Origin of the sequence: Streptomyces marokkonensis (genome assembly GCF_008312835.1) — a bacterium.
GTDB classification, from domain to species: Bacteria; Actinomycetota; Actinomycetes; order Streptomycetales; family Streptomycetaceae; genus Streptomyces; species Streptomyces marokkonensis_A.
In genome coordinates this window covers 174,328-197,811 of sequence record NZ_VSKS01000003.1, presented here as the reverse complement: position 1 = coordinate 197,811, position 23,484 = coordinate 174,328, and the positions used below count along the sequence as shown (strand labels likewise).

Below are 23,484 nucleotides of genomic sequence, written 5' to 3'. Positions count from 1 at the left end.
TCTGCGTCGTTCGACCGGGGGAAAGCTTCTTTCGGACCTCTCACCCCACCCAACGGATCCTAAGGGGCGTGCATTCCCGCCGTGCCCGGGCATACGGATATGGCCCCTTGTCGCGATGAAGGACCGCGCGTACGGGTTACCACATGGGCGGAGGACCAAGCACCGATCGTCAGCGGGAGTACGAGTGCTTCAGCAGAACCTCTGCCGTGGCGGACGAGGACGGGTTGCTCACGCATGTCGCCTCGACGACGTACGCGGTCACGCGGGTGTCGTCCGACGTGTCGGGAAGCACGACGAGGAGTGCCTCCTCCCCCTGATAGGTGCCTTGCTCGGTGGCGAGGGCGGCATCGTTGCGGCCGATGCCTTCCCGGATGCACTCCGGCACGGAGGGCGCCTTGAGGACCCTCGGGTTCGCGGCGCCGGACTCCGATTCCAGTCCGAAGGTGTGCGGGGACCTCGAGCCCTTGACCTCCCCGTTGCTCTGCGCCAGGAGATCGGTGACCTGCTTCTCCAGGTTCCTCTCCGAGAAGGTGTCGGCGGCGGCCGCCGGGTGCCCGTCGTCGGGTCCCGTGTCGTTGTTCCAGGACGACAGCACTACGGACCCGATCCCCAGGACGGCGACGGTGAACACGGCCCCCAGGACGGCGACCCGTCGGCGTCCGCCCGGCAGGCGGTTCTTGCGGCCGGGGCCTGCCGTCGAGGAGCGAGGGCGTCCGGCCGGGCGGTCCGAGGGCATCGATGTTTCACGTGAAACATGTGCGCCTCCGGCATCGGACGCTGCCGGAGGTGTGGGGTCCCGGTCAGCCTCGGGCTCCGGCGTGGTGGCTCCCAGCAGGGCCTCCGCAGCCAGCGCCGCGTCGATACGGCCGGCTACCTCGGCGGGCATACGGGTCGGTCCCGGTGCCGTGCCGAGCAGGTCCCGGATCTCCTCGAGTGAGGCGCGGATGTCCGCGCAGAACTCGCATTCGTCCAGATGCCGGCGTACGTCAGCGCTCCGGGCCGAGGGGAGGAGTCCCTCGATGAGGTCGGAGATCTCCGCGACGTCCGGGTGCTCCGCCATGTCTTTCGTCGACGTCACGCTCGCCCACCTCCGCCCTTCGCTGCAGCCGGGTCATTCGATCCTGCGTCCGGCGGGTCCGCTCGCAGGGGACCCGCTGCGGGTGGGACGGATGTCCCCGGGGTCCGGTTCCGTGCCTCGCCCCTCTGCTTTCCCTCACCGGCACCGTTCGGCCGTAGATGAGCGAGCAAGGGCAGGAGTCTGGCTCTGCCGCGAGCGCAGCGGCTTTTCACCGTGCCGGTGGGCACATCGAGGATGCGGGCGGCTTCGGCGACCGGATAGCCCTGCATGTCCACGAGGACGAGGGCGGCCCGCTGATCGGGCGGAAGGGTGCCCATCGCTTCGATGAGCTGGCGGTGCAGATCATTGCGCTCCGCGGGCGCCGAGGCGGACTCGTGCGGTTCCAGGAGCTGCTCCAGGCGCTGCGGGTCGTCGACCGGCGCGGTCTTCCGGGAGGCAGCCTTGCGTGCACGGTCCAGACAGGCGTTCACCGTGATCCGGTGCAGCCACGTCGTGACGGCCGACTGGCCTCGGAAGGTGTGGGCGGCCCGGTAGGCGGAAACCAGAGCGTCCTGCACGGCGTCAGCGGCTTCCTCGCGGTCGCCCAGCGTGCGGAGGGCCACGGCCCAGAGCCGGTCCCGATGACGGCGTACGAGCTCACCGAAGGCGTCGGGATCGCCCTCGACATGGCGAGTGAGCAGTTCCTGGTCACTCGCCTCTGCGCATGCAGCGCCGTCCGCCATCGACCGTCCTCCCCTTGTCGCAGAAGGCCTAGCTGCTCACTTTGACGTCCACGACTCGGCCACGGAAATTGCCGTCACTGGTCTGCGGCAGTTCGGTCAGCCACACCAGAAGGTACCGGGACTCGACCGATTTCTGGGGCTTGAGGGTCACGGTCGAACCGGACCCTTCGGCGACCTTGGAGTAACCGTCGAAGGATGCAGGCTGCGTCTCCCCGGATGCTGCACGCAGCTCGACCGACGTGTCCCCCACGAAGGAGACGGTGACCTTCCCCACCTGCTGGACCTTGCCGAGGTCGAGGATCACACCGACGCCGGGCTTCAACCGGCCGAAGTCCGTGCTCAGGTAGTAGTCCGTCTGCCAGTACGAGCCGGGCGTGCTGTCGTAGACCTTGCCCACGTCACCCGGCTTCTCCGAGCCGTCGCTGCCGAACGGGTCGAAGTCCTTCGCACTCTGGATCCCTATCGGCTTGCTGACAGGTCTCTTGGGGCTCTTGTCGTCGCCGTCGGTCGTCTGGGTCTTGTTCGTGTCGTCGGCCTTGCCGCCCTGTTCCATGAGGGCGTCCGCGAGCTGCCAACTGCCCAGACCCAGCGCGGCGATCAGCAGTGCCGACACGGCCCACTTCAGCGCCTTGCCCGTGCGGCTCTGCAGCGGCGGAGGCGGAACCGCCGCCGGCGGGGTGACACCGGGACGGGGCGCCGGCCGACCGTAGGTGCCCTGCTGGTACGTAGTGCGCTGGTACTCGGGCGGAGTCGTGAACGCCGGCTCCGGTGGGCGGATGCGGGGCATCTCGCCGATCGCCTTCACCAGTTCCTCCGGTGTGGTGCAAGGCGACTCGTGGCGGGAGGCGGTGGCTCCGTCGTTGGCGAGCGCGCGCATGGCCAGCTCGGACAGACCACGGTGCACCCCGGCTCGCACCTGGTCGGGCGGGATCAGCCCGATGTCCTTGGGCAGACCCGACATGCCGTAGGCGTCGCTCTCGTACGGCCAGCGCTGGGTGAGGGCCGCGTACAGCAGGGCGCCGATGGACTCGGTGTCGGTGCGCTGCGGGGTGTCGGAGCTGGCGCCGCGCAGCGCCGCGTTCACGGCGAGACCGCGGACGCGCCACTGGCCGGTCGAGGTGCGCAGGACGGCGTTGGGATTCAGACGCAGGTGGGCCAGGCCCTCACGGTGTGCCGCGGCCATGGCGGAGGCGATCTGACTGACCATCTGGTAGGCGTCGTACACCTCCAGAGGTCCGGCCGCCAGGAGCGTGGTCAGCTCGGTGGCGTCGGGAAGCCACTCGTGCACGACGTAGACGACGTCGTTCTCCTCGACGGCGTCCAGCACCTGGACGAAGCGCGGGTCGCCCAGCAGGGCGGAGGAGCGAGCCGCGGCCAGCACGGACCGGGCACGCGAGTGATCGGCGGGAAGGATGTGTACGCCGACGGCGCGGCGGAGCTTCTCGTCCACGGCACGCCAACTGCTGAATCCGTCCAGACGGGTGACGCACTCCTCGAGGCGGTAGCGTTTGGCGAGTTTGTGGCCGCTGTGCAGTTCGGGCGGCGAGGTCTTCCCGGAACCGTCGGCCCCGGTGCTCTCCTGTGCCTCGTCGTTGTCCGTGTCCCGCTCCCGGTTCTTGGCCACCCCGTCGGCCGTGGACTGGTCCGCCTGTGCGGTCAGCGGCTGCTCGCCGCTGTTGTCTGCCACGTCGACGGCAGCTGTGCTCCGTTCCGCCACCGTCGTTCCCTGCCTCCCCATCCCATGCGCGTCGGCCGGCGTCCGTCGCGCGCCGTTCGACGCCGAGACCAATTGTGCCCACAGTCCGCCGCTATGCACGACACACTGGGGCGGGTGATGGTTGTGCGCCTACCCCCTGTCTCAGCGTCCCAGGCGTCCGCGCACCATACCGACCAGTGAGTTGACTTCGTCGATCCGCATCCGCCGGGCCGCCACGTAGAAGATTCCGAGCAGAACGGCGCCGCCACCCAGCAGTGCGGCGAGCGAGCCCATGACCCCCTGGCCCAGTGCCTGACTGATCCCGTAGCAGGCCGCGCCACTGAGCACGGCGGCCGGAACGGATGCGATGCACAACCGGGCGTAGGTCCGCAGCACCCGGGCGCCGTCCAGGTCCCCGCCCAGCCGCTTGCGCAGCCTGCGCCACGCGACGCCGACACCGATCACGTAGGCCAGGCCGTAGGAGGCGGACATGCCCACCACGGCCCAGCGGGCCGGAAGCACGACGTAGCAGACGCCCGAGGCGATCGCGTTGCCCGCGGCCACGATGACCGTGTTGTAGAAGGGGGTTCGGGTGTCCTCGTACGCGTAGAAGGCCCGCAGGACGACGTACTGCACGGAGTAGGGGATCAGGCCGAGGCCGAAGGCCATCAGCATGTAGCCCATGTTGGTGGCCGCGCCGGTGCCCGAGGAGCCGAACATCAGCGTGCACATCGGGATGCCGAGCGAGACGAAGCCGAAGGCGATCGGCACGATGGCCACGGCCGTGGTGCGCAGGCCCTGGGAGATGTCGTCACGGACGGCACCGGCGTCGTCGTCGGCTGCCGAACGGGAGATGCGGGGCAGGAGAGCGGCCATCAGGGAGACGGTGATGATGGCCTGGGGCAGGCCCCAGATCAGCTGGGCGTTGGAGTAGGCACTGAAGCCCGTGCCTGCGATGTTCGTGTCCTTGACCGACGCGGTGGCCAGCTGGGTGACCACCAGCGCGCCCGCCTGGTTGGCGAGGACGAACAAGATGGTCCACTTGGCGAGCATGGCCGCCTTGCCGAGCCCGTGACCCTTCCAGTCGAAGCGCAGGCGGATACGGAATCCGGTCTCGCGCAGGTACGGAATCATCGCCAGGGCCTGGACGACGAGCCCCAGCAGAACGCCGACGCCGAGCAGCCGCAGGCCCTCCGGCGGGATGTTCGTGACCTTCATCTGCGAGTCTGCCGCGGTGCCGTAGACCCAGATGAACGTACCGAGGGTGACGATGATGACGATGTTGTTCAGGACCGGGGTCCACATCATCGCGCCGAACCGGCCACGGGCATTGAGGATCTGACCCATCACCACGTGAATGCCCATGAAGAAGATCGAGGGCAGGAAGAAGCGGGTGAAGGTGACAGCGACGTCATTGGCCGCGGGGTCGTTGGCGACCGGGACCGAGAGGGCGCGCACCAGGAGGGGTGCGGCAAGCCACGCGAGAGCGGTGAGCGCGGCCAGGGCCACCATCACCAGTGTCAGCAGCCGGTTGGCGTAGGCCTCACCCCCGTCCTCGTCGTCCTTCATCGCCCGCACGAGCTGGGGCACGAAGACGGAGTTGAGGCCACCGCCGACGGTCAGGATGTAGATCATCGTCGGCAGCTGGTAGGCGATCTGGAAGGACTCGCCCAGCAGAGCGAGGCCGAGCGCCGAGACGATCATCGCGGAGCGGATGAAGCCCGTGAGGCGGGACACCATCGTGCCCGCCGCCATCACGGCGCTCGACTTCAGCAGTCCCCCGGCGCGGCCGCCCTTCTTCGGCGCGGGGGCAGGCGCGGATTCCGGGACCGGTGCCTCGGCGGCGGGAGGCGGGGTGGCGCCCGCGTAGTGGCCGGGCGTCGGGGACGCGGGGCCGGGCACCGGTGCGGACGCGTACGGCTGATGGCCGCTCACCGGCGGGTGGCCGGGGTGTCCACCGCCGTGCTGCGGAGGGTACCCACCGCCCTGCTGCTGGTCCGGGAAGGCACCGCTCTGCTGCTGGTCGCGGAAGAGATGGGCGAAGGCATCCGGTTCGTGGCGCTGCTCCCCGGCCTGGCCGACCAGGTCGTCCACGCCCACGAACTGTGTCGTGCGCGGATCGTCGCCGTACGGCAGGTACTGCGTAGGGCCGTCCGGTTCCGGGGCGGGGGTCCGGGCCCACACCCGTGGGTCGGGCGCGTACGGCGACTGGGGCGGCGGCCCGTACAGCGGCTCCTGAGGGGGGTGGGCGCCAGGCGGGGGCGGCGGGTGCGCGGCGCGGTCGTACAGCGCCTCCGCGACGGGATCCTGGGCGGCGATGTCCTGCGCCCGGTAGGGGTCCTGGTCGTAGGCGTCCTGGACGTACATGTCCGCGGGCGGCTGCGGCACCTGGTCGTGCCCGGGCGGCGGACCCTCGTGGGGGTCCGACTCGGGGTAGCCCGAGTTGCCCGCGGCATGGCCGCGGTCACCGTCGTACGGCGCGTTCATGGTTACCCCACCTCATCGTCCCGGGCCCACGGCCACGACATCCTCAACGGTCCACTCTCTCACCCGCGCCGGACGGGTCGGCGCTTTCCGGTGCGGTGTCCGGTGCCGGGTCACTCGGCTGCTCCGGGCCGTCCTTCCGGGATCCCGTTGCGGACTCCCGGGTGGGACGCGCCCCGGGGGCTTCGGGGTTCTGCGGGCTGTCGGCGTCCTCGCCCGCCTCGTGCTCCTGCTCGTCGGCCTCGCGGGCCGCGGCACGCTTGCGCTGGGTGTACATCCGGAAGCCGGCGAGGACGAGCAGCAGCACGCCACCGCCGATGACCAGCATCACCGTGGCGGTGATCTCGGTGACCTTCACGTCGAACGTGACGGGGTCGCCGTACTTCTGGCCGTCCTGCGTGTACAGCTGGGCGATCACCGTCGCCCGACCGTTGGCGTTGGCGGACGTGGTGAACTTCACCGACTGGCTGTGGCCGCCGGAGACGGCGACGGGCTGCTCCTCGTAGGCGTCCCCGTCGATCTCCAGACGGGTCGGGTTGGTGGAGGTGAGCCGCAGCACCAGGTGCTCGACGCCCTGCACCAGGTTGTTCTGGACCGTCACGGGAATCGTGGCACTCCGGCCGGAGAGCTTGGTCTCCGACTTGTCGATCAGTCTCACCTGGCCGATGAGCCCGTCCAGGTAGGACTCGACACCGCTCCGGTAGATCGCCGACTCGGCCTGCCGGCCCCGCCACGACACGGACATGCCCCGGTTCTGGGCGCGCCCGAACGGTGTCACCACCCGGGACTGGTCGGAGAGGACCACCTTGAATTTGTCGAGCTTGGCCTGCGTCCTGGCGATCTGCTCGAACGTCGTCTTCGGGAGCTCCTGCTTGCGCAGCGAGGAGGGGTACGAGGAGGCCGCGGGGACCTTGGTGGTGGCGGCGGGGTCGGGTTTGGCCTTGGCCGCCGCCGTGAGGGTCTGGGGCTCGGACCAGGTGCCGTCCTGCAGGATCTCGAAGGCCTCCGCCATCGTCTGGGCCTGGCTCGCCGACGGTGTGCGCTGCGGCGCGACGACGACGCTGCGCTGCCGGTCCGTCTGCAGGCCGAGGGTCAGGCTCTGGGCCAGGAACCGCTGCACCGCGAGGGTCGACGTGGAAGCCTTGGTCATGTCGCCCTGGAAGGCCGTGGACAGCCGCGCGTCCGCGACGACCGCCGTGGTGCCACCCCCGATGGGGCGGGGCGCGGTGGTCGTGTACGTCAGGCCGGTGTCCTCGAAGGTGTCGCTGCGGGCGATCACCTTGTCGGCTCCGGCAGAGGTGGCGACCCTGACGACGGAGGGATCGACGGCGCCGTCGACCGGCCAGGCGAAGTCCGTGGTGGGCTTCACGTGGAGGATCGACCCCACGGTGCTGGAGGCGACGTCGGTGGCTTCCTTGAGGTGGCTCAGGGACCCGGTGACGGACGTGCCGTTGTGAGCGAGCGAGGCCAGGTCGGGGTCGCCGAACGGCAGCGCGACGACCTCCTTCTCCGCCACCGCCTCCTGGACCTCGGTGAGCCATCGCTTGGCGACCTCCTGGTGGCCGCCGACGACGGTGTCGTCTCCCTCACCGGGCACCTCGTAACGGTCGGTCATCGCCTCGACGGACGCCAGCAGGTCCGGATCGATCACCCAGGTGACGTCGAGGTCCTTGCCCAGCGCCACCATCCGGTCCAGCCGGCCGCCCGGGGAGATCTCCCTGGCGAGGTCGTCGTCGTGGAAAACCGGCGTCTGCTGCTCGTCCGAGCCCGTCTCCGCCGTCATGTGGACGGTGGAGATCAGAGGCCACATGAACGTCGTCCTCGTCCTTGTGCCGGCTTCCTCGGGCTGCCACGGGAGGAACGTCCGCTGGACACCGAGCGTCTGCTCCCACGGCTGGGCGGCGGTCTCCCCGGCGAGAGAGACGGCCAGCTGATAGACGCCGTCCTGCCCCAGGTCCAGCTCGTCCACCGGCACCGAGAGGGTGAAGGGCTGCGAGACGCCCGGAGTGAGCTTGGAGAACTTGTCGGAGTACTTGTCGTCGATCTCCGGGCCGATGACGCTCAGGACGTCGTCGCTGTTCCGGGCGACGGAGTCGATGCCCGAGCGCGTGTTCAGCAGGGGGCCGACACGTAGGCCGACATGGGCGTCGGTGACGGTCTGTCTGCCCCTGTTGGTCACCGTTCCTGACACGGTCACGGTGTCGCCGTCGGTCGGCGCGCCGGGGCTCAGGGAGTCGACCGACACGGAGACCGAGCCCGCCCCGGAGGGGGCCTGCGAGGCGTCCGGTGTGGCGGCGTCCGCGGGGGGCGCGGCCGGCAACTGGAGGAGCCCGGCCAGCAGGGGGGCTCCGGCGAGCAGGGCTCCGGTACGCCGCAGCCAGCGGCGGGCAGGTGAGGGACTCGTCCCCTGGAAGTCTGCCGCCTCGGCCACGCGCTCGCCCGTCCCTCGTCGTCGTCAGTGGTCGTCGGAATGTGCGTCCAGGCATGGTAACGATGCGCGCTGAGGGGAAGTGCCGCGGACCGGTCCACAAGATCGTGGGAGGCGGGCCTTGTCCGTGTATCGACGGGGGTGTCCGCGCGCACATAATGGAGGAGCTTCCGGCCGTTCGGGCCACGTACCCTCTTCTGTTGTGCCGAACGCCAACGAAGAATCCAGTGCCCTGAGCCAGGTGCAGGACCGCGCCGTGAGTGAACTGCTCCGGGTCGCCCCTGTCGCCGACGACCTCGCCCGCCGCTTCCAGGAGGCCGGGTTCTCACTCGCCCTGGTCGGCGGCTCGGTGCGCGACGCGCTGCTCGGCCGTCTCGGCAACGACCTGGACTTCACCACCGACGCACGTCCCCAGGACGTACTGAAGATCGTGCGCCCGTGGGCGGACGCCGTCTGGGAGGTCGGGATCGCCTTCGGCACGGTCGGTGCGCAGAAGAACGCGCGTGTCGGAGACACCGACCGGAGCTTTCAGATCGAGGTGACCACCTATCGGTCGGAGGCCTACGACCGCACCTCGCGCAAGCCGGAGGTGTCGTACGGCGACTCGATCGGGGAGGACCTCGTCCGCCGTGATTTCACCGTGAACGCGATGGCCGTCGCCCTGCCGGAGAAGCGGTTCATCGATCCGCACGGCGGTCTCGGCGACCTCGCGTCGCGTGTGCTGCGCACCCCGGGCACACCCGAGGAGTCCTTCTCGGACGACCCGCTGCGGATGATGCGGGCCGCCCGGTTCGCCGCTCAGCTCGACTTCGAGGTGGCACCCGAGGTCGTCACCGCGATGAAGGAGATGGCCGGGCGCATCGAGATCGTGTCCGCCGAGCGGGCGCGGGACGAGCTGAACAAACTGATCGTGTCCGCGCACCCCCGCAAGGGGTTGTCACTGCTCGTGGACACCGGGATCGCCGAGTACGTGCTGCCCGAGCTGCCGGCCCTTCACCTGGAAAGGGACGAGCACCACCGGCACAAGGACGTCTACGAGCACACGCTGATCGTTCTCGAACAAGCGATGGCTCTGGAGGAGGACGGCCCCGACCTGACCCTTCGGCTGGCAGCCCTGCTGCACGACATCGGTAAGCCCCGGACGCGCAGGTTCGAAAAGGACGGTCGTGTCTCGTTCCACCACCACGAAGTGGTCGGGGCCAAGATGACGAAGAAGCGCCTGACGGCGCTGAAGTACTCCAACGAGCTGGTGAAGGACGTTTCTCGTCTCGTCGAGCTTCATCTGCGCTTCCACGGCTACGGCACGGGAGAATGGACGGACTCCGCCGTCCGTCGCTACGTCCGCGACGCCGGACCGCTCCTCAGCCGGCTGCACAAGCTGACCCGCTCGGACTGCACCACCCGCAACCGGCGCAAGGCCGCCGCACTCTCCCGTGCGTATGACGGCCTGGAAGAGCGGATCGCCCAGCTGCAGGAGCAGGAGGAGCTGGACGCCATCCGTCCGGACCTCGACGGCAACCAGATCATGGAGATCCTCGGCGTCAAGCCGGGCCCGGCCGTCGGCCAGGCCTACAAGCACATGCTGGAGCTCCGCCTGGAGAACGGCCCGATGGAGCACGACGCGGCGGTAGCCGCACTCAAGGAGTGGTGGGCCGCGCAGCAGGACTGAGAGCGCGAACGGGGTCATGTTTCACGTGAAACATGACCCCGTCGACATGGTGAAGGGCGGTGTTTCACGTGAAACACCGCCCTTTCGCCGTCTCTCTTACTTGTCCTTCAAGCAGAGAAGGAAGCTCTTGCTGCCGTTGGTCTCCGTGTACACGTACTCGAAGTCCTTGGCCGCCGTCTCGCACTTGGTCTGGGCCGTGAGACCGGAGAAGTTGCCTTCGATCTTGGCGAGCACCGTGTACTGCGCCTTCGCGTCACCGCAGTCGACGACCTCGAGGTCCGGGCTGTTGTCGTCCGTGCTGCCCCGGTGCATGCAGTCCCCGACCGCTGCGGTGTCGGCGTCGTCCCGGCTGGCGATGTAGCCGCCGATGGCCACACCCGCGACGATCAGAACGATGACGATGTTCTTGATCATCTTGAAGCTGATCTTGCGGCCCTGCTGGGGCGGAACCGGGGCGCCCGGCGGGGGGAAGCCCGGCTGACCGGCCTGCTGCGGAAAGCCGCCCTGGGGCGGGTAGGGGGCCTGGCCCTGGGGCTGGCCGTAGGGCTGCTGCTGACCCTGTGCGAACGGGTTGCCCTGGGGCGGCGGAGTGGTCACTTGGGAGTCCCCCTAGAACATGAGTGCGTGGCGCGAACGATGCGCTGATAAGACGCACGTAAGCTACCGGCCCGCACTGACAACTCTGTAGCCCTAAAAGGCTCTGTGGCGTTGATGTGACACTTACTGATGTGCAAAACGGGCCATAGCCATAGCTACTGCTCCGTAGATAACGGCGATTGTTACCACCAGCGGGACCGATCGGCCGTCGGGTGGAAGCATCAGGGCGGCCACTGCGGCGGCGCCGACGAAGGCCACGTTGAACAGGACGTCGTACAGAGAGAAGATCCGGCCGCGGAAGCCGTCCTCGACGGCGGACTGGACGATGGTGTCCGTGGCGATCTTGGCACCCTGGGTGGTCAGCCCCAGGACGAACGCCCCGGCGAGGAGCGGGCCGGTGGCGAACGGCAGGCCGCACGCGGGTACCAGCACCGCGGCCGACGCGGCGCACACCACGATCCAGCGACCGGGCCCGAGCCGCCCGGCGGCCCAGGGAGTCATGACGGCCGCGGCGAAGAAGCCGGCGCCCGAGGCACCCAACGCCAGCCCCAGCAGGGCGAGTCCCTCGTCCGTGGTCGAGGTCAACGCGTACCGGCACAGCATCAGCAGCAGAACGAGCACGGCGCCGTAGCAGAACCGCATCAGCGACATGGCCGTCAGTGCCCAGGCCGCCTCTCTGCGCGGGGGTTCGGCGAGGTGACGTACCCCCGCCCTCAGGTCGCGCACGGTGCCGGTGAGCGCCGTGGTCAGCCGGGGACGTACCAGCGCCCGGTCGGGGCCGAGCAGTTCCTTCGCCATGCGCAGTGATGCCACGGCCGCGCCCAGGTACAGCGCGGCGCCCACGAGCACCACCGCCGCGTCGGAGTCGGCGACGAGCAGGCGGACGACGAAGGCCAGGCCGCCACCGGCGGTCGCGGCGAGTGTGCCGGCGGTCGGTGACAGGGAGTTGGCGATGACCAGCCGCTCGCTGTCCACCACGCGCGGCAGCGCGGCGGACAGTCCCGCGAGGACGAAGCGGTTGACTCCGGTGACGCACAGAGCGGAGACGAAGAGGAGCCAGTCGGGCACCCGGCCGATGATGAGGAGGGCGGTCACCGACGCCATCAGGGCGCGCAGCAGGTTGCCGTACAGAAAGACCTGGCGGCGGCGCCAGCGGTCCAGCAGGACCCCGGCGAAGGGTCCCACCACGGAATACGGGAGGAGCAGGACCGCCATCGCGGAGGCGACCGCCGCGGCCGATGTCTGCCTCTCCGGCGAGAAGACCACGTACGAGGCGAGCGCGACCTGGAAGACGCCGTCGGCGCCCTGGGAGAGCAGCCGGACGGCGAGCAGGCGTCTGAAGCCCTGGAAGCGCAGCAGAACGCGCAGGTCACGGACGACGGCCATGGGGCACAGCCTCACATACGAAGAGGGTCTCCGGGACATACGACCCGGAGACCCTCAACTGCCCGCATCGGGGAGGTCCTAGCGCTCGGCCTCGCCCCTGATGAACTTCTCGACGTTCTCGCGGGCCTGGTCGTCGAAGTACTGCACCGGCGGGGACTTCATGAAGTACGAGGACGCCGAGAGGATCGGGCCGCCGATGCCCCGGTCCTTGGCGATCTTCGCGGCGCGCAGGGCGTCGATGATGACACCGGCGGAGTTCGGGGAGTCCCAGACCTCGAGCTTGTACTCCAGGTTCAGCGGGACGTCGCCGAAGGCGCGACCCTCGAGGCGGACGTAGGCCCACTTGCGGTCGTCCAGCCAGGCGACGTAGTCGGACGGGCCGATGTGGACGTTCTTCTCGCCGAGCTCCCGGTCGGGGATCTGCGAGGTGACGGCCTGCGTCTTGGAGATCTTCTTGGACTCGAGGCGGTCGCGCTCGAGCATGTTCTTGAAGTCCATGTTGCCGCCGACGTTCAGCTGCATCGTGCGGTCCAGGATGACGCCCCGGTCCTCGAACAGCTTCGCCATGACGCGGTGCGTGATGGTGGCGCCGACCTGGGACTTGATGTCGTCACCGACGATCGGGACACCCGCCTCGGTGAACTTGTCCGCCCACTCCTTGGTGCCGGCGATGAAGACCGGGAGGGCGTTGACGAAGGCGACCTTGGCGTCGATGGCGCACTGGGCGTAGAACTTCGCCGCGTCCTCGGAGCCGACGGGCAGGTAGCAGACGAGGACGTCGACCTGCTTGTCCTTGAGGATCTGGACGACGTCGACCGGCTCCTCGGCGGACTCCTCGATGGTCTCGCGGTAGTACTTGCCGAGACCGTCGAGGGTGTGGCCGCGCTGGACCGTCACGCCGGTGCTGGGGACGTCGCAGATCTTGATGGTGTTGTTCTCGGAGGCGCCGATGGCGTCCGCGAGGTCGAGACCGACCTTCTTGGCGTCCACGTCGAAGGCGGCGACGAACTCGACGTCCCTGACGTGGTAGTCGCCGAACTGGACGTGCATCAGGCCCGGCACCTTGGCTGCCGCGTCGGCGTCCTTGTAGTACTCGACTCCCTGCACCAGCGACGCGGCGCAGTTGCCCACGCCGACGATGGCTACGCGAACCGAACCCATTCCGGTTGCTCCCTGTGTGTACGAGTGAGTCCCTGAGCGGGTCTCACGTGGCGGTGTCGTCGGGCGAATCCGGCCGGGGTTCGTCCCCCGGCCGGGGCAGGCCGCCCGGCGCTCCAGATGTGGTGTCCTGCTGAGCGGGCCCCCCGGTGGCGGACCCCTTCAGGTCCCGCCCGGCCCGCTCGCTCTCGATGAGCTCGTTCAGCCAGCGCACTTCGCGCTCCACGGACTCCATCCCGTGGCGCTGGAGCTCGAGCGTGTAGTCGTCGAGGCGCTCCCGGGTCCGGACCAGGGAGGCGCGCATCTTCTCGAGGCGCTCCTCCAGCCGGCTGCGGCGGCCCTCGAGCACGCGCATACGGACGTCGCGCGACGTCTGTCCGAAGAAGGCGAACCGCGCGGCGAAGGTCTCGTCCTCGTACGCGTCCGGTCCGGTCTGGGAGAGCAGCTCCTCGAAGTGCTCCTTACCCTCCGCCGTCAACCGGTAGACGATCTTGGCGCGGCGCCCCGCGAGCGGAGCGGCGAGGGCGTCCTCGGTGGTGTTCCCCGGCTCCTCGATCAACCAGCCGTTGGCGACCAGCGTCTTGAGGCAGGGGTAAAGCGTCCCGTAGCTGAACGCACGGAACACACCCAGTGACGTATTGAGTCGCTTGCGCAGCTCGTAGCCGTGCATCGGAGATTCGCGGAGCAGGCCGAGTACGGCGAACTCGAGGATCCCGGAACGCCGGCTCATCGTCGCCTCCCCTCTGCCGCGGTCGTGCCGTGACGGCCTCGTGGACGGCTCGTCGCCGTCTTTATGTCGAGCTGATGTATCGACTCGATACATCACGACGATAGAACGGCCTGCCGGAAGCGACAAGGGGGAGAAGAGTGAACGGGATCACATCACCGTTTCGTTGCGAGCAAGTTGCCTGATTTGAGGTGAACTTCTGTGCTCGGCGGGTTTTGGCGGTGCGTAGTCTGTGCGCCATGCACACCACCGGGAACCGAGTGACGTCCGGGGGCGTCTCTGTCCCCGGTGCGGTACGGGTGAATGCGGAAAGCGCCGCATCCGTACTTCGGGGGGACCGGAAACCAGCCGCCGTTTCCAGGCGCGCAAGGGTGCGCCTGCCCGAGGAGTAGTCGTTCGATGAGCGAGCACCGTCGCAAACCGCCGCAGCCGCAGGGAGGCGGACGTGCCGCGGCCCGACGCGGCCAGTCCGGCTCGTCCTCCGGCCGCCGCGCGGCACCGCGAGGCGCCACCGGATCTCCGTCCGATTCCTATGGGTCGGGTTCCCGCGGCTCGGGGGGTGAGGAGCGTACGTACGGCAGCCGCGCCGAGGCGCGACGCGCGGCGCAGCGCGGCGGGGCCCGGCGTACCGGTCCCGCCGCGCCCGGCCGGGGCAGAGGACGTGCGGCCCCTCCCGGCAGGAAGCGGGCGATCGACTATCCGCGCTACGACAAGGACGGCTGGCGCCGCTGGATGCCGTCCTGGAAGCTCGTGTCCGGCCTGTTCCTCGCCTTCCTGGGCAGCCTGGTGGCCGTGGCGGGAATCGGCTACGCGATGGTCAGCGTGCCCAGCGAGGAGAACGCCGCGGCGTTGTCCGAGAACAACGTCTACTACTGGGCGGACGGAAGCCAGATGGTCGCCACCGGCAGCGGCCAGAACCGGCAGAACGTCACCATCGACCGCATCCCCGAAGCCATGCAGTGGGCGGTGATCTCCGCCGAGAACAAGAGCTTCTACGACGACTCCGGCATCGACCCGATGGGCATCGCCCGGGCGCTCGGCAACATGGCACGGGGCGCGGACACGCAGGGTGGCTCGACGATCACCCAGCAGTTCGTGAAGAACACCTACCTGAGCCAGGAACAGACGGTCTCCCGTAAGTTCAAGGAGATGTTCATCTCGATCAAGGTGGGCACGAAGCTCTCCAAGGACGAGATCCTCCAGGGCTACCTGAACACCTCGTACTACGGCCGTGGCGCCTACGGCATCCAGGCAGCCGCCCAGACGTACTACGGCAAGGACGCGGTCGACCTCAAGCCCAGCGAGTGCGCCTTCCTCGCCGCCCTGCTCAAGGGCCCGACGTACTACGACCCCGCGGGCAACCAGAGCCTGGACTCCTCGGCCACTCCCGAGGCCAACCGTGAGCGCTCCGAGGACCGCTGGGGCTGGATCCTCGAGCAGATGCACGCCGACGGCCACCTCACGGACGCCGAGTACCAGCAGGCGACCAAGAAGTACCCCCTGCCGCAGGGCCGCAAGGCGACCAAGGGCATGACCGGTCAGATCAGCTACCTCGTCGACACCGCGAAGCGGTACGTCCTGAAGAACTCCGACGTCACGGAGGCGCAGTTCGACCAGGGCGGCTACCAGATCTACACGACCTTCGAGAAGGACAAGGTCGACGCGCTGGCCAAGGCCGTCAAGAAGGTCGAGAAGAAGAACATCGACCCGAAGCGCGAGCTGGACAAGCACGTCCAGTTCGGTGCGGCGACCGTGAAGCCCAATGACGGCGCGATCGTCGCGCTCTACGGTGGCGCCGGCTTCGAGAACGGCCACTTCAACAACAACGCGGACACGTCGGGTATCCCGGTCGGTTCGACGTGGAAGCCGTTCGTGATGGCCGCCGCGATGCAGCACGGCACGTACAAGACCGACGGTGTGGGTATCTCGCCGCTCAGCAAGTACAACGGCAACGACAACCTGAAGATCAGGAACAACGACGGGTCCCTCGTCCTCAAGAAGGACAACACGCCCTTCCTCCAGAAGAACGAGAGCGACCGTCCGTGGGGTTACATCTCCCTGCGCAAGGCGATGGAGCAGTCCGTCAACACCCCGTTCGTGCAGCTCGGTATGGACGTGGGGATGAAGAACGTGGCGGATCTCGCCGAGAGGTCAGGCATCCTCAAGGACAGCTTCGCCGGGCTCAACGCCTCGTTCGCGCTCGGTACCTCGACCCCCAGCGCCATCCGCATGGCCGATGCCTACGCGACCTTCGCGGCATCCGGCAAGCAGGCCGACCCGTACTCGGTGACCTCCGTCAAGCACAAGGGGTCGGAGCTGCCCGGCTTCGACAAGCCGCGCATCAAGCAGGCCATGCCCGAGAACGTGGCGAACAACGTCACGGACATGCTCGAGAACGTGATCGAGAACGGCACCGCCCAGCACGCGCTGGAACTGGGCCGCACGGCAGCCGGCAAGACGGGTACGACCGACGAGAACAAGTCGGCCTGGTTCGTCGGCTACACCAAGCAGCTGTCGACCGCGGTCACGATGTTCCGTGAAGATCCCAAGAGCCACAAACTGCTCTCCATGAACGGCACGGCGGGCAAGGACTCGATCCACGGTGGTGACATCCCCACGGAGGTGTGGACCGAGTTCATGAAGGCAGCGCTGAAGGGCGAGTCCGACCCCGGGTTCCCGGAGGCGGAGAAGATCGGTGAGATCGCCGACGGGATCGGTGCGCCGTCCCCGACCCCGACGGTGACGGAGACGGAGGAGCCGACTCCTTCGGCGCCGCCGTCGCCCACGGAGACCGAGACCACGCCGGCGCCGCCGCAGGAAACCGAAACGTGCGAACCGTTCGACTTCCGCTGCAAGGACGAAGAGGAGACCGGAGGCACCGGTCCCGGCGGCACGGACACCGGTGGAACGGACGGAGGCGTGAGCACGTCACCGTCGCCCACCGAGAGCGGTGACACCGGGACCAGCAAGGGCAACGGCAACGGAGGCGGTCTCTTCGGAGGCCCGACCGGTTAGTCGTCTTATCGCCCGGCTTGGGCGTTTCACGTGAAACACGGGCCGCCGTACCCGCCGGGTACGGCGGCCCTCGGCGTATCCCCGGCCTCGTACGGCAGGATGTGCGGCATGCCCAGTGGAGAATCGACGCAAGCGAGCGTCCACGAGCCGGAGCCGGTGCGGCCGACCGAGGAGGACCGGGTCGCCGCGGCCGGCAGCGAGCTGATCGGCGGCCCGCTCGGACGGCGTGCCCTGCCCGGCAGGTCCTGGTGGACCCCGGTGCGGGTGATCGCGCTCGTGGCGATCGGCATGTTCGCCCTCGGTCTGGTGCAGAAGGCGCCCTGCTACAACGGCGCCTGGTTCTTCGGCGCCGGCTCCCAGTACACGCACGCCTGCTACTCGGACATCCCGCACCTGTACCAGGGGCGCGGCTTCGCCGACGGGCTGGTGCCGTACTTCGACAAGCTCCCCGGGGACATGCAGTACCTCGAGTACCCGGTGCTGACCGGCGTGTTCATGGAGGTCGCCGCCTGGCTCACCCCTGGCAGCGGCAGCATCCAGGACCAGGAGCAGTGGTACTGGATGGTCAACGCCGGAATGCTGATGGCATGCGCGGCCGTCATCGCGGTCTGCGTGACGCGCACGCACGCACGGCGGCCCTGGGACGGGCTGCTGGTCGCGCTGGCACCGGCCCTCGCGCTGACCGCGACCATCAACTGGGATCTGCTGGCGGTGGCTCTGACGGCCGCCGCGATGCTGATGTGGTCGCGGGGGCGCTCCCTCGCCTTCGGTGTCCTTCTGGGCCTGGCCACGGCCGCCAAGCTCTATCCCGTGCTGCTGCTCGGGCCGCTGCTGGTGCTGTGCTGGCGCGCGGGTCGCTGGAGGCAGTACGGCACGGCCCTCGCGGGCGCGGCCGTCGCCTGGCTCGTCGTGAACGGCCCGGTGATGCTGTTCGCCTTCGACGGCTGGTCGAAGTTCTACACGTTCAGCCAGGAGCGAGGGGTCGACTTCGGGTCCTTCTGGCTGATCATGGCGCAGAACTCGGACGACCCGCTGAGCACCGACACGGTCAACACACTCGCCACGCTGCTGATGCTGCTGTGCTGCGCGGGTGTCGCGGCACTCGCGCTCGCGGCTCCCCGCCGGCCGCGGTTCGCCCAGCTCGCCTTCCTGATCGTCGCGGCGTTCATCCTCACCAACAAGGTCTATTCGCCGCAGTACGTCCTGTGGCTGGTGCCGCTGGCGGCCCTCGCCCGGCCGAAGTGGCGGGACTTCCTCATCTGGCAGGCATGCGAGGTGGCGTACTTCCTGGGCATCTGGATGTACCTCGCGTACACGACCAGCGGGGACGCTCACAAGGGCCTGCCCACCGACGGCTACCACTGGGTCATCGGCATGCACCTGCTGGGGACGCTCTACCTGTGTGTCATGGTCGTGCGCGACATCCTGATGCCGGACCGGGACCCGGTGCGCCGGTCCGGTGACGACGATCCCTCGGGTGGCGTGCTCGACGGGGCGGACGACGTCTTCGTGCTCGGCCCCGCAGCGCGTCCCGCGCGGCACGCGGCCCACTTCGAAGGGCGCCGGGTCGAATGGGGCAGGACGGGAGCCACCGGCAGTTCGCTCTGAGCGAACAGCTCGTGGTGGGGCGCCTTCTCAGGCGCGGTAAAGGCCGGGCAACGGGACATCCGTGCCCGGCCTTCTCGCTGTCAGCGGTCGACGAGCCGGTCGAACTGCGTGGTGGTGTGCCGGAGATGGGCCACCAGTTCCTCGCCTACCTTCGGCTCCGGTGCGTCGGCCGGCACGAACAGGATCGACACCTGCATGTGCGGCGGCTCGGCGAACCAGCGCTGCTTGCCGCCCCAGACGAACGGCGAAAGGTTCCGGTTGACCGTGGCCAGACCGGCGCGTGCGACGCCCTTGGCGCGCGGCATGACCCCGTGCAGGGCCTTGGGGGCCTCCAGGCCCACTCCGTGCGACGTGCCGCCCGCCACGACCACCAGGTAGCCGTCGGAGGCGGCCTTCTGCTGCCGGTAGCCGAACCGGTCCCCCTTGGCGACGCGCGTGACGTCCAGGACCGCGCCCCGGTACTCGGTCGCCTCGTGGTCGCCCAGCCACAGCCGGGTGCCGATCCGGGCCCGGAAGCGGGTCTGGGGGAACTGCTGCTGCAGCCGGGCGAGTTCGTCGGCCTTGAGGTGGCTCACGAACATCGTGTGCAGCGGGAGGCGGGCCGCCCGCAGGCGGTCCATCCAGCCGATGACCTCCTCGACGGCGTCCGAGCCGTCGGTGCGGTCGAGCGGCAGATGAAGGGCGAAGCCCTCCAGCCGGACGTTCTCTATCGCGGAGTGCAGCTGGGGCAGATCCTGCTCGGTGATGCCGTGCCGCTTCATCGAGGACATCACCTCGATGACCACGCGGGCACCGACCAGGCCGTACACGCCGTCGACCGACGACACCGAGCGGATGACCCGGTCGGGCAGCGGCACCGGCTCCTCGCCCCGCCGGTACGGCGTCAGCACGAGCAGGTCACCGCCGAACCAGTCCTTGATCCGGGCGGCCTCGTACGTCGTGCCGACGGCCAGGACGTCGGAGCCCAGCCGGGTGGCCTCCTCGGCGAGACGCTCGTGGCCGAAGCCGTAGCCGTTGCCCTTGCAGACCGGGACCAGACCCGGGAACTGCTCCTGCACGTGCTTGTGATGCGCCCGCCAGCGCGCGGTGTCGACGTAGAGCGTGAGCGCCATGGCCGGACCTGGAACCTTTCTCGTGGCTGCGGTGTATCAAAGGTATGGGAGCCAACGAAGCCCTCGGGGCTACGAAGACGAAGACCGTGACGAACTGCGGGTCAGCGGCGCGACATGTAGATGTCGAGCGCCTTGTGGAGCAGCTTGTTCAGCGGGAAGTCCCACTCGCCGAGGTACTCGGCGGCCTGGCCGCCGGTGCCCACCTTGAACTGGATCAGACCGAAGAGGTGGTCGGTCTCGTCCAGCGAGTCGGAGATGCCACGCAGGTCGTAGACGGTGGCACCGAGCGCGTAGGCGTCGCGCAGCATCCGCCACTGCATCGCGTTCGAGGGCCGGACCTCGCGGCCGATGTTGTCGGAGGCGCCGTAGGAGTACCAGACGTGCCCGCCGACGATCAGCATCGTCGCCGCGGACAGGTTCACGCCGTTGTGCCGGGCGAAGTACAGCCGCATGCGGTTGGGGTCCTCGGTGTTGAGGGCCGTCCACATGCGCTGGAAGTACGACAGCGGGCGCGGCCGGAAGTGGTCGCGCACAGCCGTGATCTCGTAGAGCCGCTGCCACTCGGGCAGGTCGTTGTAGCCGCCCTGGACGACCTCGACGCCGGCCTTCTCCGCCTTCTTGATGTTGCGGCGCCACAGCTGGTTGAAGTTCTTGTGGACCTCTTCCAGCGAGCGGTTGGCCAGCGGCACCTGGTAGACGTAGCGGGGCTGGACGTCACCGAAGCCGGCGCCGCCGTCCTCGCCCTGCTGCCAGCCCATGCGGCGCAGCTTGTCTGCGACCTCGAAGGCACGGGGCTCGATGAAGTCGGCCTCCAGGTCGCGCAGACGCTTCACGTCCTGGTCCTGGATGCCCCTCTTGATGGTCGAGGCTTCCCAGCGCCGGATGATCACCGGCGGACCCATCTTCACGGAGAAGGCCCCCTGCTGCTTCAGGTGCGCGAGCATGGGCTCGATCCACTCCTGAAGGTTCGGGGCGAACCAGTTGATGACCGGGCCCTCGGGCAGATAGGCGAGGTACCGCTTGATCTTGGGCAGCTGCCGGTAGAGGACCAGACCCGCACCGACCAGCTCACCGGTCCGGTCGTCGAACCAGCCGAGGTTCTCCGAGCGCCATTCCGCCTTGACATCAGCCCAGGCCGGGACCTGCATGTGACTCGCCGACGGCAGGCTCTGGATGTAGGCCAGATGCTGCTCTCGACTGATGGTCCTCAGGGTCAGGCTCATTCGGGGCGCTCCTCGGGCTGGTGTGTCCCCATGGGGTCAGGGGCTCCGGCTCTCGCGCGAAGCCTACTGCGCCTTGGGCGCGCCCCGGTTGGGCGCACGGGCCCTTCGCCCCGGCCTGTCGCCGGCCGGGACGTCGGACGATGTTCGGAAGGGGGGGGCGCCTGAGGCCGGTCAGCCGAGCCCGCCGAAGAGGCCACCGTGCGCCATGCCCAGGAAGAAACCGACCGCCGAGGCACCGAGGCCCAGGACGAGACCGAAGCGTTCGCGGGTCGTCACCGAGATCCACTGGCCGTACGCACCCGTGAGGATTCCCACCAGGCCGGTCCAGGAGCTGAGCAGGTGCAGATGGTGGAACATCGCCGTGATGAAGGACGTGATGCCCAGCACCAGGGTCACCGCGAGCAGGGTGTCCTGGAGGGGGTGGGGCTTGCCGTCCGTGGCGAAAAGGCCTCCGGCGGTGTTGGGTCGCAATGCCTGTGCCATGGGGCACCTCCTGCGAAAGGCGGCGGATCGTAGCGCCGTACACACCCGATGTGTACAGATTGGGGGTCCGCACAGCCGGATTTCAACCGGAAGCCGCTGTGCGGGTACTCTGTAGCGTCTGCACCGGTGTCTGTCCGGACAGAGCCAGGCAGGAGCAGGGCAGGGCCACGGCCCGTCCCGGCCGACCTGGGAAACCGCCGCCCGGCCTCGATTGTCAGTGGCGGCTGTTTTACTGACAGGCATCGTTGCGCAACGCATCACGACCCTCCTGCCACGGAACGACCGTGGCCGCTGAGTCCAAAGGAGGTGGGTTCCACATGCGTCACTACGAGGTGATGGTCATCCTCGACCCCGATCTCGAGGAGCGTGCTGTCTCCCCGCTGATCGAGAACTTCCTCTCTGTCGTCCGTGACGGCGGCGGAAAGGTCGAGAAGGTCGACACCTGGGGCCGTCGTCGTCTCTCGTACGAGATCAAGAAGAAGCCCGAGGGCATCTACTCGGTCATCGACCTGCAGGCCGAGCCTGCGGTCGTCAAGGAGCTCGACCGCCAGATGAACCTGAACGAGTCGGTCCTCCGGACCAAGGTCCTCCGCCCCGAGACCCACTGAGCCCTTCCGCTCAGCTGGTCTCGGGACTCGAGTAGCAGCACAAGCAGCCAGCAGCAAACCCGCCGAGAGGTTCCCCCATGGCAGGCGAGACCGTCATCACGGTCGTCGGCAATCTTGTCGATGACCCCGAGCTGCGCTTCACCCCGTCCGGTGCGGCCGTCGCGAAGTTCCGTGTCGCGTCGACCCCCCGCACCTTCGACCGTCAGACGAACGAGTGGAAGGACGGCGAGAGCCTGTTCCTGACCTGCTCGGTCTGGCGCCAGGCGGCGGAGAACGTCGCCGAGTCGCTCCAGCGAGGCATGCGCGTCATCGTGCAGGGCCGGCTGAAGCAGCGGTCCTACGAGGACCGTGAGGGCGTCAAGCGCACGGTCTACGAGCTGGACGTCGAGGAAGTCGGCGCCAGCCTGCGCAACGCCACGGCCAAGGTCACCAAGACCACCGGCCGCGGTGGCCAGGGCGGCTACGGCGGCGGCGGTGGTGGCGGCGGCCAGCAGGGCGGCGGCTGGGGCGGCGGTCCCGGCGGCGGCCAGCAGGGCGGCGGCGCTCCCGCCGACGACCCGTGGGCGACCGGCGCACCCGCCGGTGGCCAGCAGGGCGGTGGCGGCGGCGGCTGGGGCGGTGGCTCCGGCGGCAGCAGCGGCGGCGGCTACTCGGACGAGCCCCCCTTCTAGGCGGGGCCGTACCCACACTTCTTGATCACACAGGAGAAACACCATGGCGAAGCCGCCTGTGCGCAAGCCTAAGAAGAAGGTCTGCGCATTCTGCAAGGACAAGGTCACGTACGTGGACTACAAGGACACGAACATGCTGCGGAAGTTCATTTCCGACCGCGGCAAGATCCGTGCCCGCCGCGTGACCGGCAACTGCACGCAGCACCAGCGTGACGTCGCCACGGCCGTCAAGAACAGCCGTGAGATGGCGCTGCTGCCCTACACCTCCACCGCGCGATAAGGGAAGGGTGACCGACTCATGAAGATCATCCTCACCCACGAGGTCTCCGGCCTCGGTGCCGCGGGCGACGTCGTCGACGTCAAGGACGGTTACGCTCGCAACTACCTGGTTCCGCGGAAGCTCGCGATCCGTTGGACCAAGGGCGGCGAGAAGGACGTCGAGCAGATCCGTCGTGCTCGCAAGATCCACGAGATCCAGACCATCGAGCAGGCCAACCAGGTGAAGGCCCAGCTCGAGGGCGTCAAGGTCCGCCTGGCCGTCCGCTCCGGCGACGCCGGTCGTCTCTTCGGCTCCGTCACCCCGGCCGACATCGCTTCCGCGATCAAGGCCGCCGGTGGTCCCGAGGTCGACAAGCGCCGCATCGAGCTGGGTGCGCCGATCAAGACGCTGGGCGCCCACGAGACGTCCGTGCGTCTGCACCCCGAGGTTGACGCCAAGGTCAACATCGAGGTCGTCGCCGGCTGAACGCCGACTCGCTGAAGCAATGAGCATGGGGGCCGCATCCTTCGGGATGCGGCCCCCATGGCCGTGTTTCACGT

General features: G+C 68.7%; 19 protein-coding genes. 7 read left to right on the top strand and 12 right to left on the bottom strand.

Going from position 1 to position 23,484, the window contains the following annotated elements:
• Positions 1-169: 169 nt before the first annotated feature.
• The 5 genes from F1615_RS06515 to F1615_RS06495 all read right to left on the bottom strand — a co-directional run bounded on the left by F1615_RS06515 (position 170) and on the right by F1615_RS06495 (position 8,411).
• On the bottom strand, positions 170-1,078 hold the full coding sequence (locus tag F1615_RS06515; RefSeq protein WP_149547918.1) for an anti-sigma factor family protein: 909 nt from the start codon (positions 1,076-1,078) through the stop codon (positions 170-172).
• Positions 1,075-1,800, bottom strand: coding sequence for an RNA polymerase sigma factor SigM (gene sigM, locus F1615_RS06510; RefSeq protein ID WP_149547917.1), 726 nt, complete (start codon positions 1,798-1,800; stop codon positions 1,075-1,077). The genes F1615_RS06515 and sigM overlap by 4 nt, the downstream gene beginning before the upstream one ends.
• A 28-nt stretch (positions 1,801-1,828) precedes the next feature.
• A complete protein-coding gene (locus F1615_RS06505; protein WP_149547916.1) occupies positions 1,829-3,517 on the bottom strand; it encodes a protein kinase family protein in 1,689 nt (562 codons plus the stop codon).
• A gap of 141 nt (positions 3,518-3,658) precedes the next feature.
• The gene (gene murJ / locus F1615_RS06500) at positions 3,659-5,983 is read right to left on the bottom strand and encodes a murein biosynthesis integral membrane protein MurJ (RefSeq protein WP_149547915.1); all 2,325 of its coding nucleotides are present in this window, start codon (positions 5,981-5,983) and stop codon (positions 3,659-3,661) included.
• A 43-nt stretch (positions 5,984-6,026) separates the two neighbouring features.
• The gene (locus F1615_RS06495) at positions 6,027-8,411 is read right to left on the bottom strand and encodes a DUF6049 family protein (RefSeq protein WP_149547914.1); all 2,385 of its coding nucleotides are present in this window, start codon (positions 8,409-8,411) and stop codon (positions 6,027-6,029) included.
• Positions 8,412-8,610: 199 nt separating this feature from the next.
• Here F1615_RS06495 and F1615_RS06490 point away from each other — a divergent pair, with 199 nt between their 5' ends.
• Positions 8,611-10,077, top strand: a complete 1,467-nt coding sequence (locus tag F1615_RS06490; RefSeq protein ID WP_425385626.1) for a CCA tRNA nucleotidyltransferase — start codon at positions 8,611-8,613, stop codon at positions 10,075-10,077.
• A gap of 96 nt (positions 10,078-10,173) precedes the next feature.
• Here the strand turns inward: F1615_RS06490 and F1615_RS06485 are convergent, their stop codons facing one another.
• The 4 genes from F1615_RS06485 to F1615_RS06470 form a co-directional block, all read right to left on the bottom strand.
• On the bottom strand, positions 10,174-10,674 hold the full coding sequence (locus tag F1615_RS06485) for an LppU/SCO3897 family protein (protein ID WP_149547913.1): 501 nt from the start codon (positions 10,672-10,674) through the stop codon (positions 10,174-10,176).
• A 123-nt stretch (positions 10,675-10,797) separates the two neighbouring features.
• Positions 10,798-12,060: an MFS transporter gene (locus F1615_RS06480; RefSeq protein ID WP_149547912.1), complete on the bottom strand. Its 1,263-nt coding sequence runs from the start codon at positions 12,058-12,060 to the stop codon at positions 10,798-10,800.
• Between the two features lie 78 nt (positions 12,061-12,138).
• Positions 12,139-13,221, bottom strand: coding sequence for an inositol-3-phosphate synthase (locus tag F1615_RS06475; RefSeq protein ID WP_149547911.1), 1,083 nt, complete (start codon positions 13,219-13,221; stop codon positions 12,139-12,141).
• 43 nt (positions 13,222-13,264) lie between these two features.
• Positions 13,265-13,948 carry a PadR family transcriptional regulator gene (locus F1615_RS06470; protein ID WP_149547910.1) on the bottom strand — a complete coding sequence of 228 codons (684 nt, stop codon included), beginning with the start codon at positions 13,946-13,948 and terminating at the stop codon, positions 13,265-13,267.
• A gap of 396 nt (positions 13,949-14,344) precedes the next feature.
• On the opposite strand from F1615_RS06470, the gene F1615_RS06465 reads away from it, so the two are divergent.
• Both F1615_RS06465 and F1615_RS06460 read left to right on the top strand, forming a co-directional pair.
• Positions 14,345-16,960: a transglycosylase domain-containing protein gene (locus F1615_RS06465; protein WP_244328650.1), complete on the top strand. Its 2,616-nt coding sequence runs from the start codon at positions 14,345-14,347 to the stop codon at positions 16,958-16,960.
• 99 nt (positions 16,961-17,059) lie between these two features.
• Complete coding sequence (locus F1615_RS06460; RefSeq protein WP_149548221.1) at positions 17,060-18,568, top strand: glycosyltransferase family 87 protein; 1,509 nt, start codon at positions 17,060-17,062, stop codon at positions 18,566-18,568.
• 80 nt (positions 18,569-18,648) lie between these two features.
• On the opposite strand, the gene F1615_RS06455 is transcribed toward F1615_RS06460, so the two are convergent.
• The 3 genes from F1615_RS06455 to F1615_RS06445 form a co-directional block, all read right to left on the bottom strand.
• On the bottom strand, positions 18,649-19,680 hold the full coding sequence (locus F1615_RS06455) for an alanine racemase (RefSeq protein ID WP_149547909.1): 1,032 nt from the start codon (positions 19,678-19,680) through the stop codon (positions 18,649-18,651).
• A 101-nt stretch (positions 19,681-19,781) separates the two neighbouring features.
• On the bottom strand, positions 19,782-20,903 hold the full coding sequence (femX, locus tag F1615_RS06450; protein WP_149547908.1) for a peptidoglycan bridge formation glycyltransferase FemX: 1,122 nt from the start codon (positions 20,901-20,903) through the stop codon (positions 19,782-19,784).
• 171 nt (positions 20,904-21,074) lie between these two features.
• A complete protein-coding gene (locus F1615_RS06445; protein ID WP_149547907.1) occupies positions 21,075-21,386 on the bottom strand; it encodes a hypothetical protein in 312 nt (103 codons plus the stop codon).
• Positions 21,387-21,703: 317 nt separating this feature from the next.
• Here F1615_RS06445 and rpsF point away from each other — a divergent pair, with 317 nt between their 5' ends.
• The 4 genes from rpsF (at position 21,704) to rplI (ending at position 23,410) form a co-directional block, all read left to right on the top strand.
• Complete coding sequence (gene rpsF / locus F1615_RS06440) at positions 21,704-21,994, top strand: 30S ribosomal protein S6 (RefSeq protein WP_004985983.1); 291 nt, start codon at positions 21,704-21,706, stop codon at positions 21,992-21,994.
• A 77-nt stretch (positions 21,995-22,071) separates the two neighbouring features.
• Positions 22,072-22,665, top strand: a complete 594-nt coding sequence (locus F1615_RS06435) for a single-stranded DNA-binding protein (protein ID WP_149547906.1) — start codon at positions 22,072-22,074, stop codon at positions 22,663-22,665.
• A gap of 43 nt (positions 22,666-22,708) precedes the next feature.
• Complete coding sequence (gene rpsR, locus F1615_RS06430; protein WP_003949403.1) at positions 22,709-22,945, top strand: 30S ribosomal protein S18; 237 nt, start codon at positions 22,709-22,711, stop codon at positions 22,943-22,945.
• Positions 22,946-22,963: 18 nt separating this feature from the next.
• Positions 22,964-23,410, top strand: coding sequence for a 50S ribosomal protein L9 (rplI, locus tag F1615_RS06425; RefSeq protein ID WP_149547905.1), 447 nt, complete (start codon positions 22,964-22,966; stop codon positions 23,408-23,410).
• The last annotated feature ends 74 nt before the right edge of the window (positions 23,411-23,484 follow it).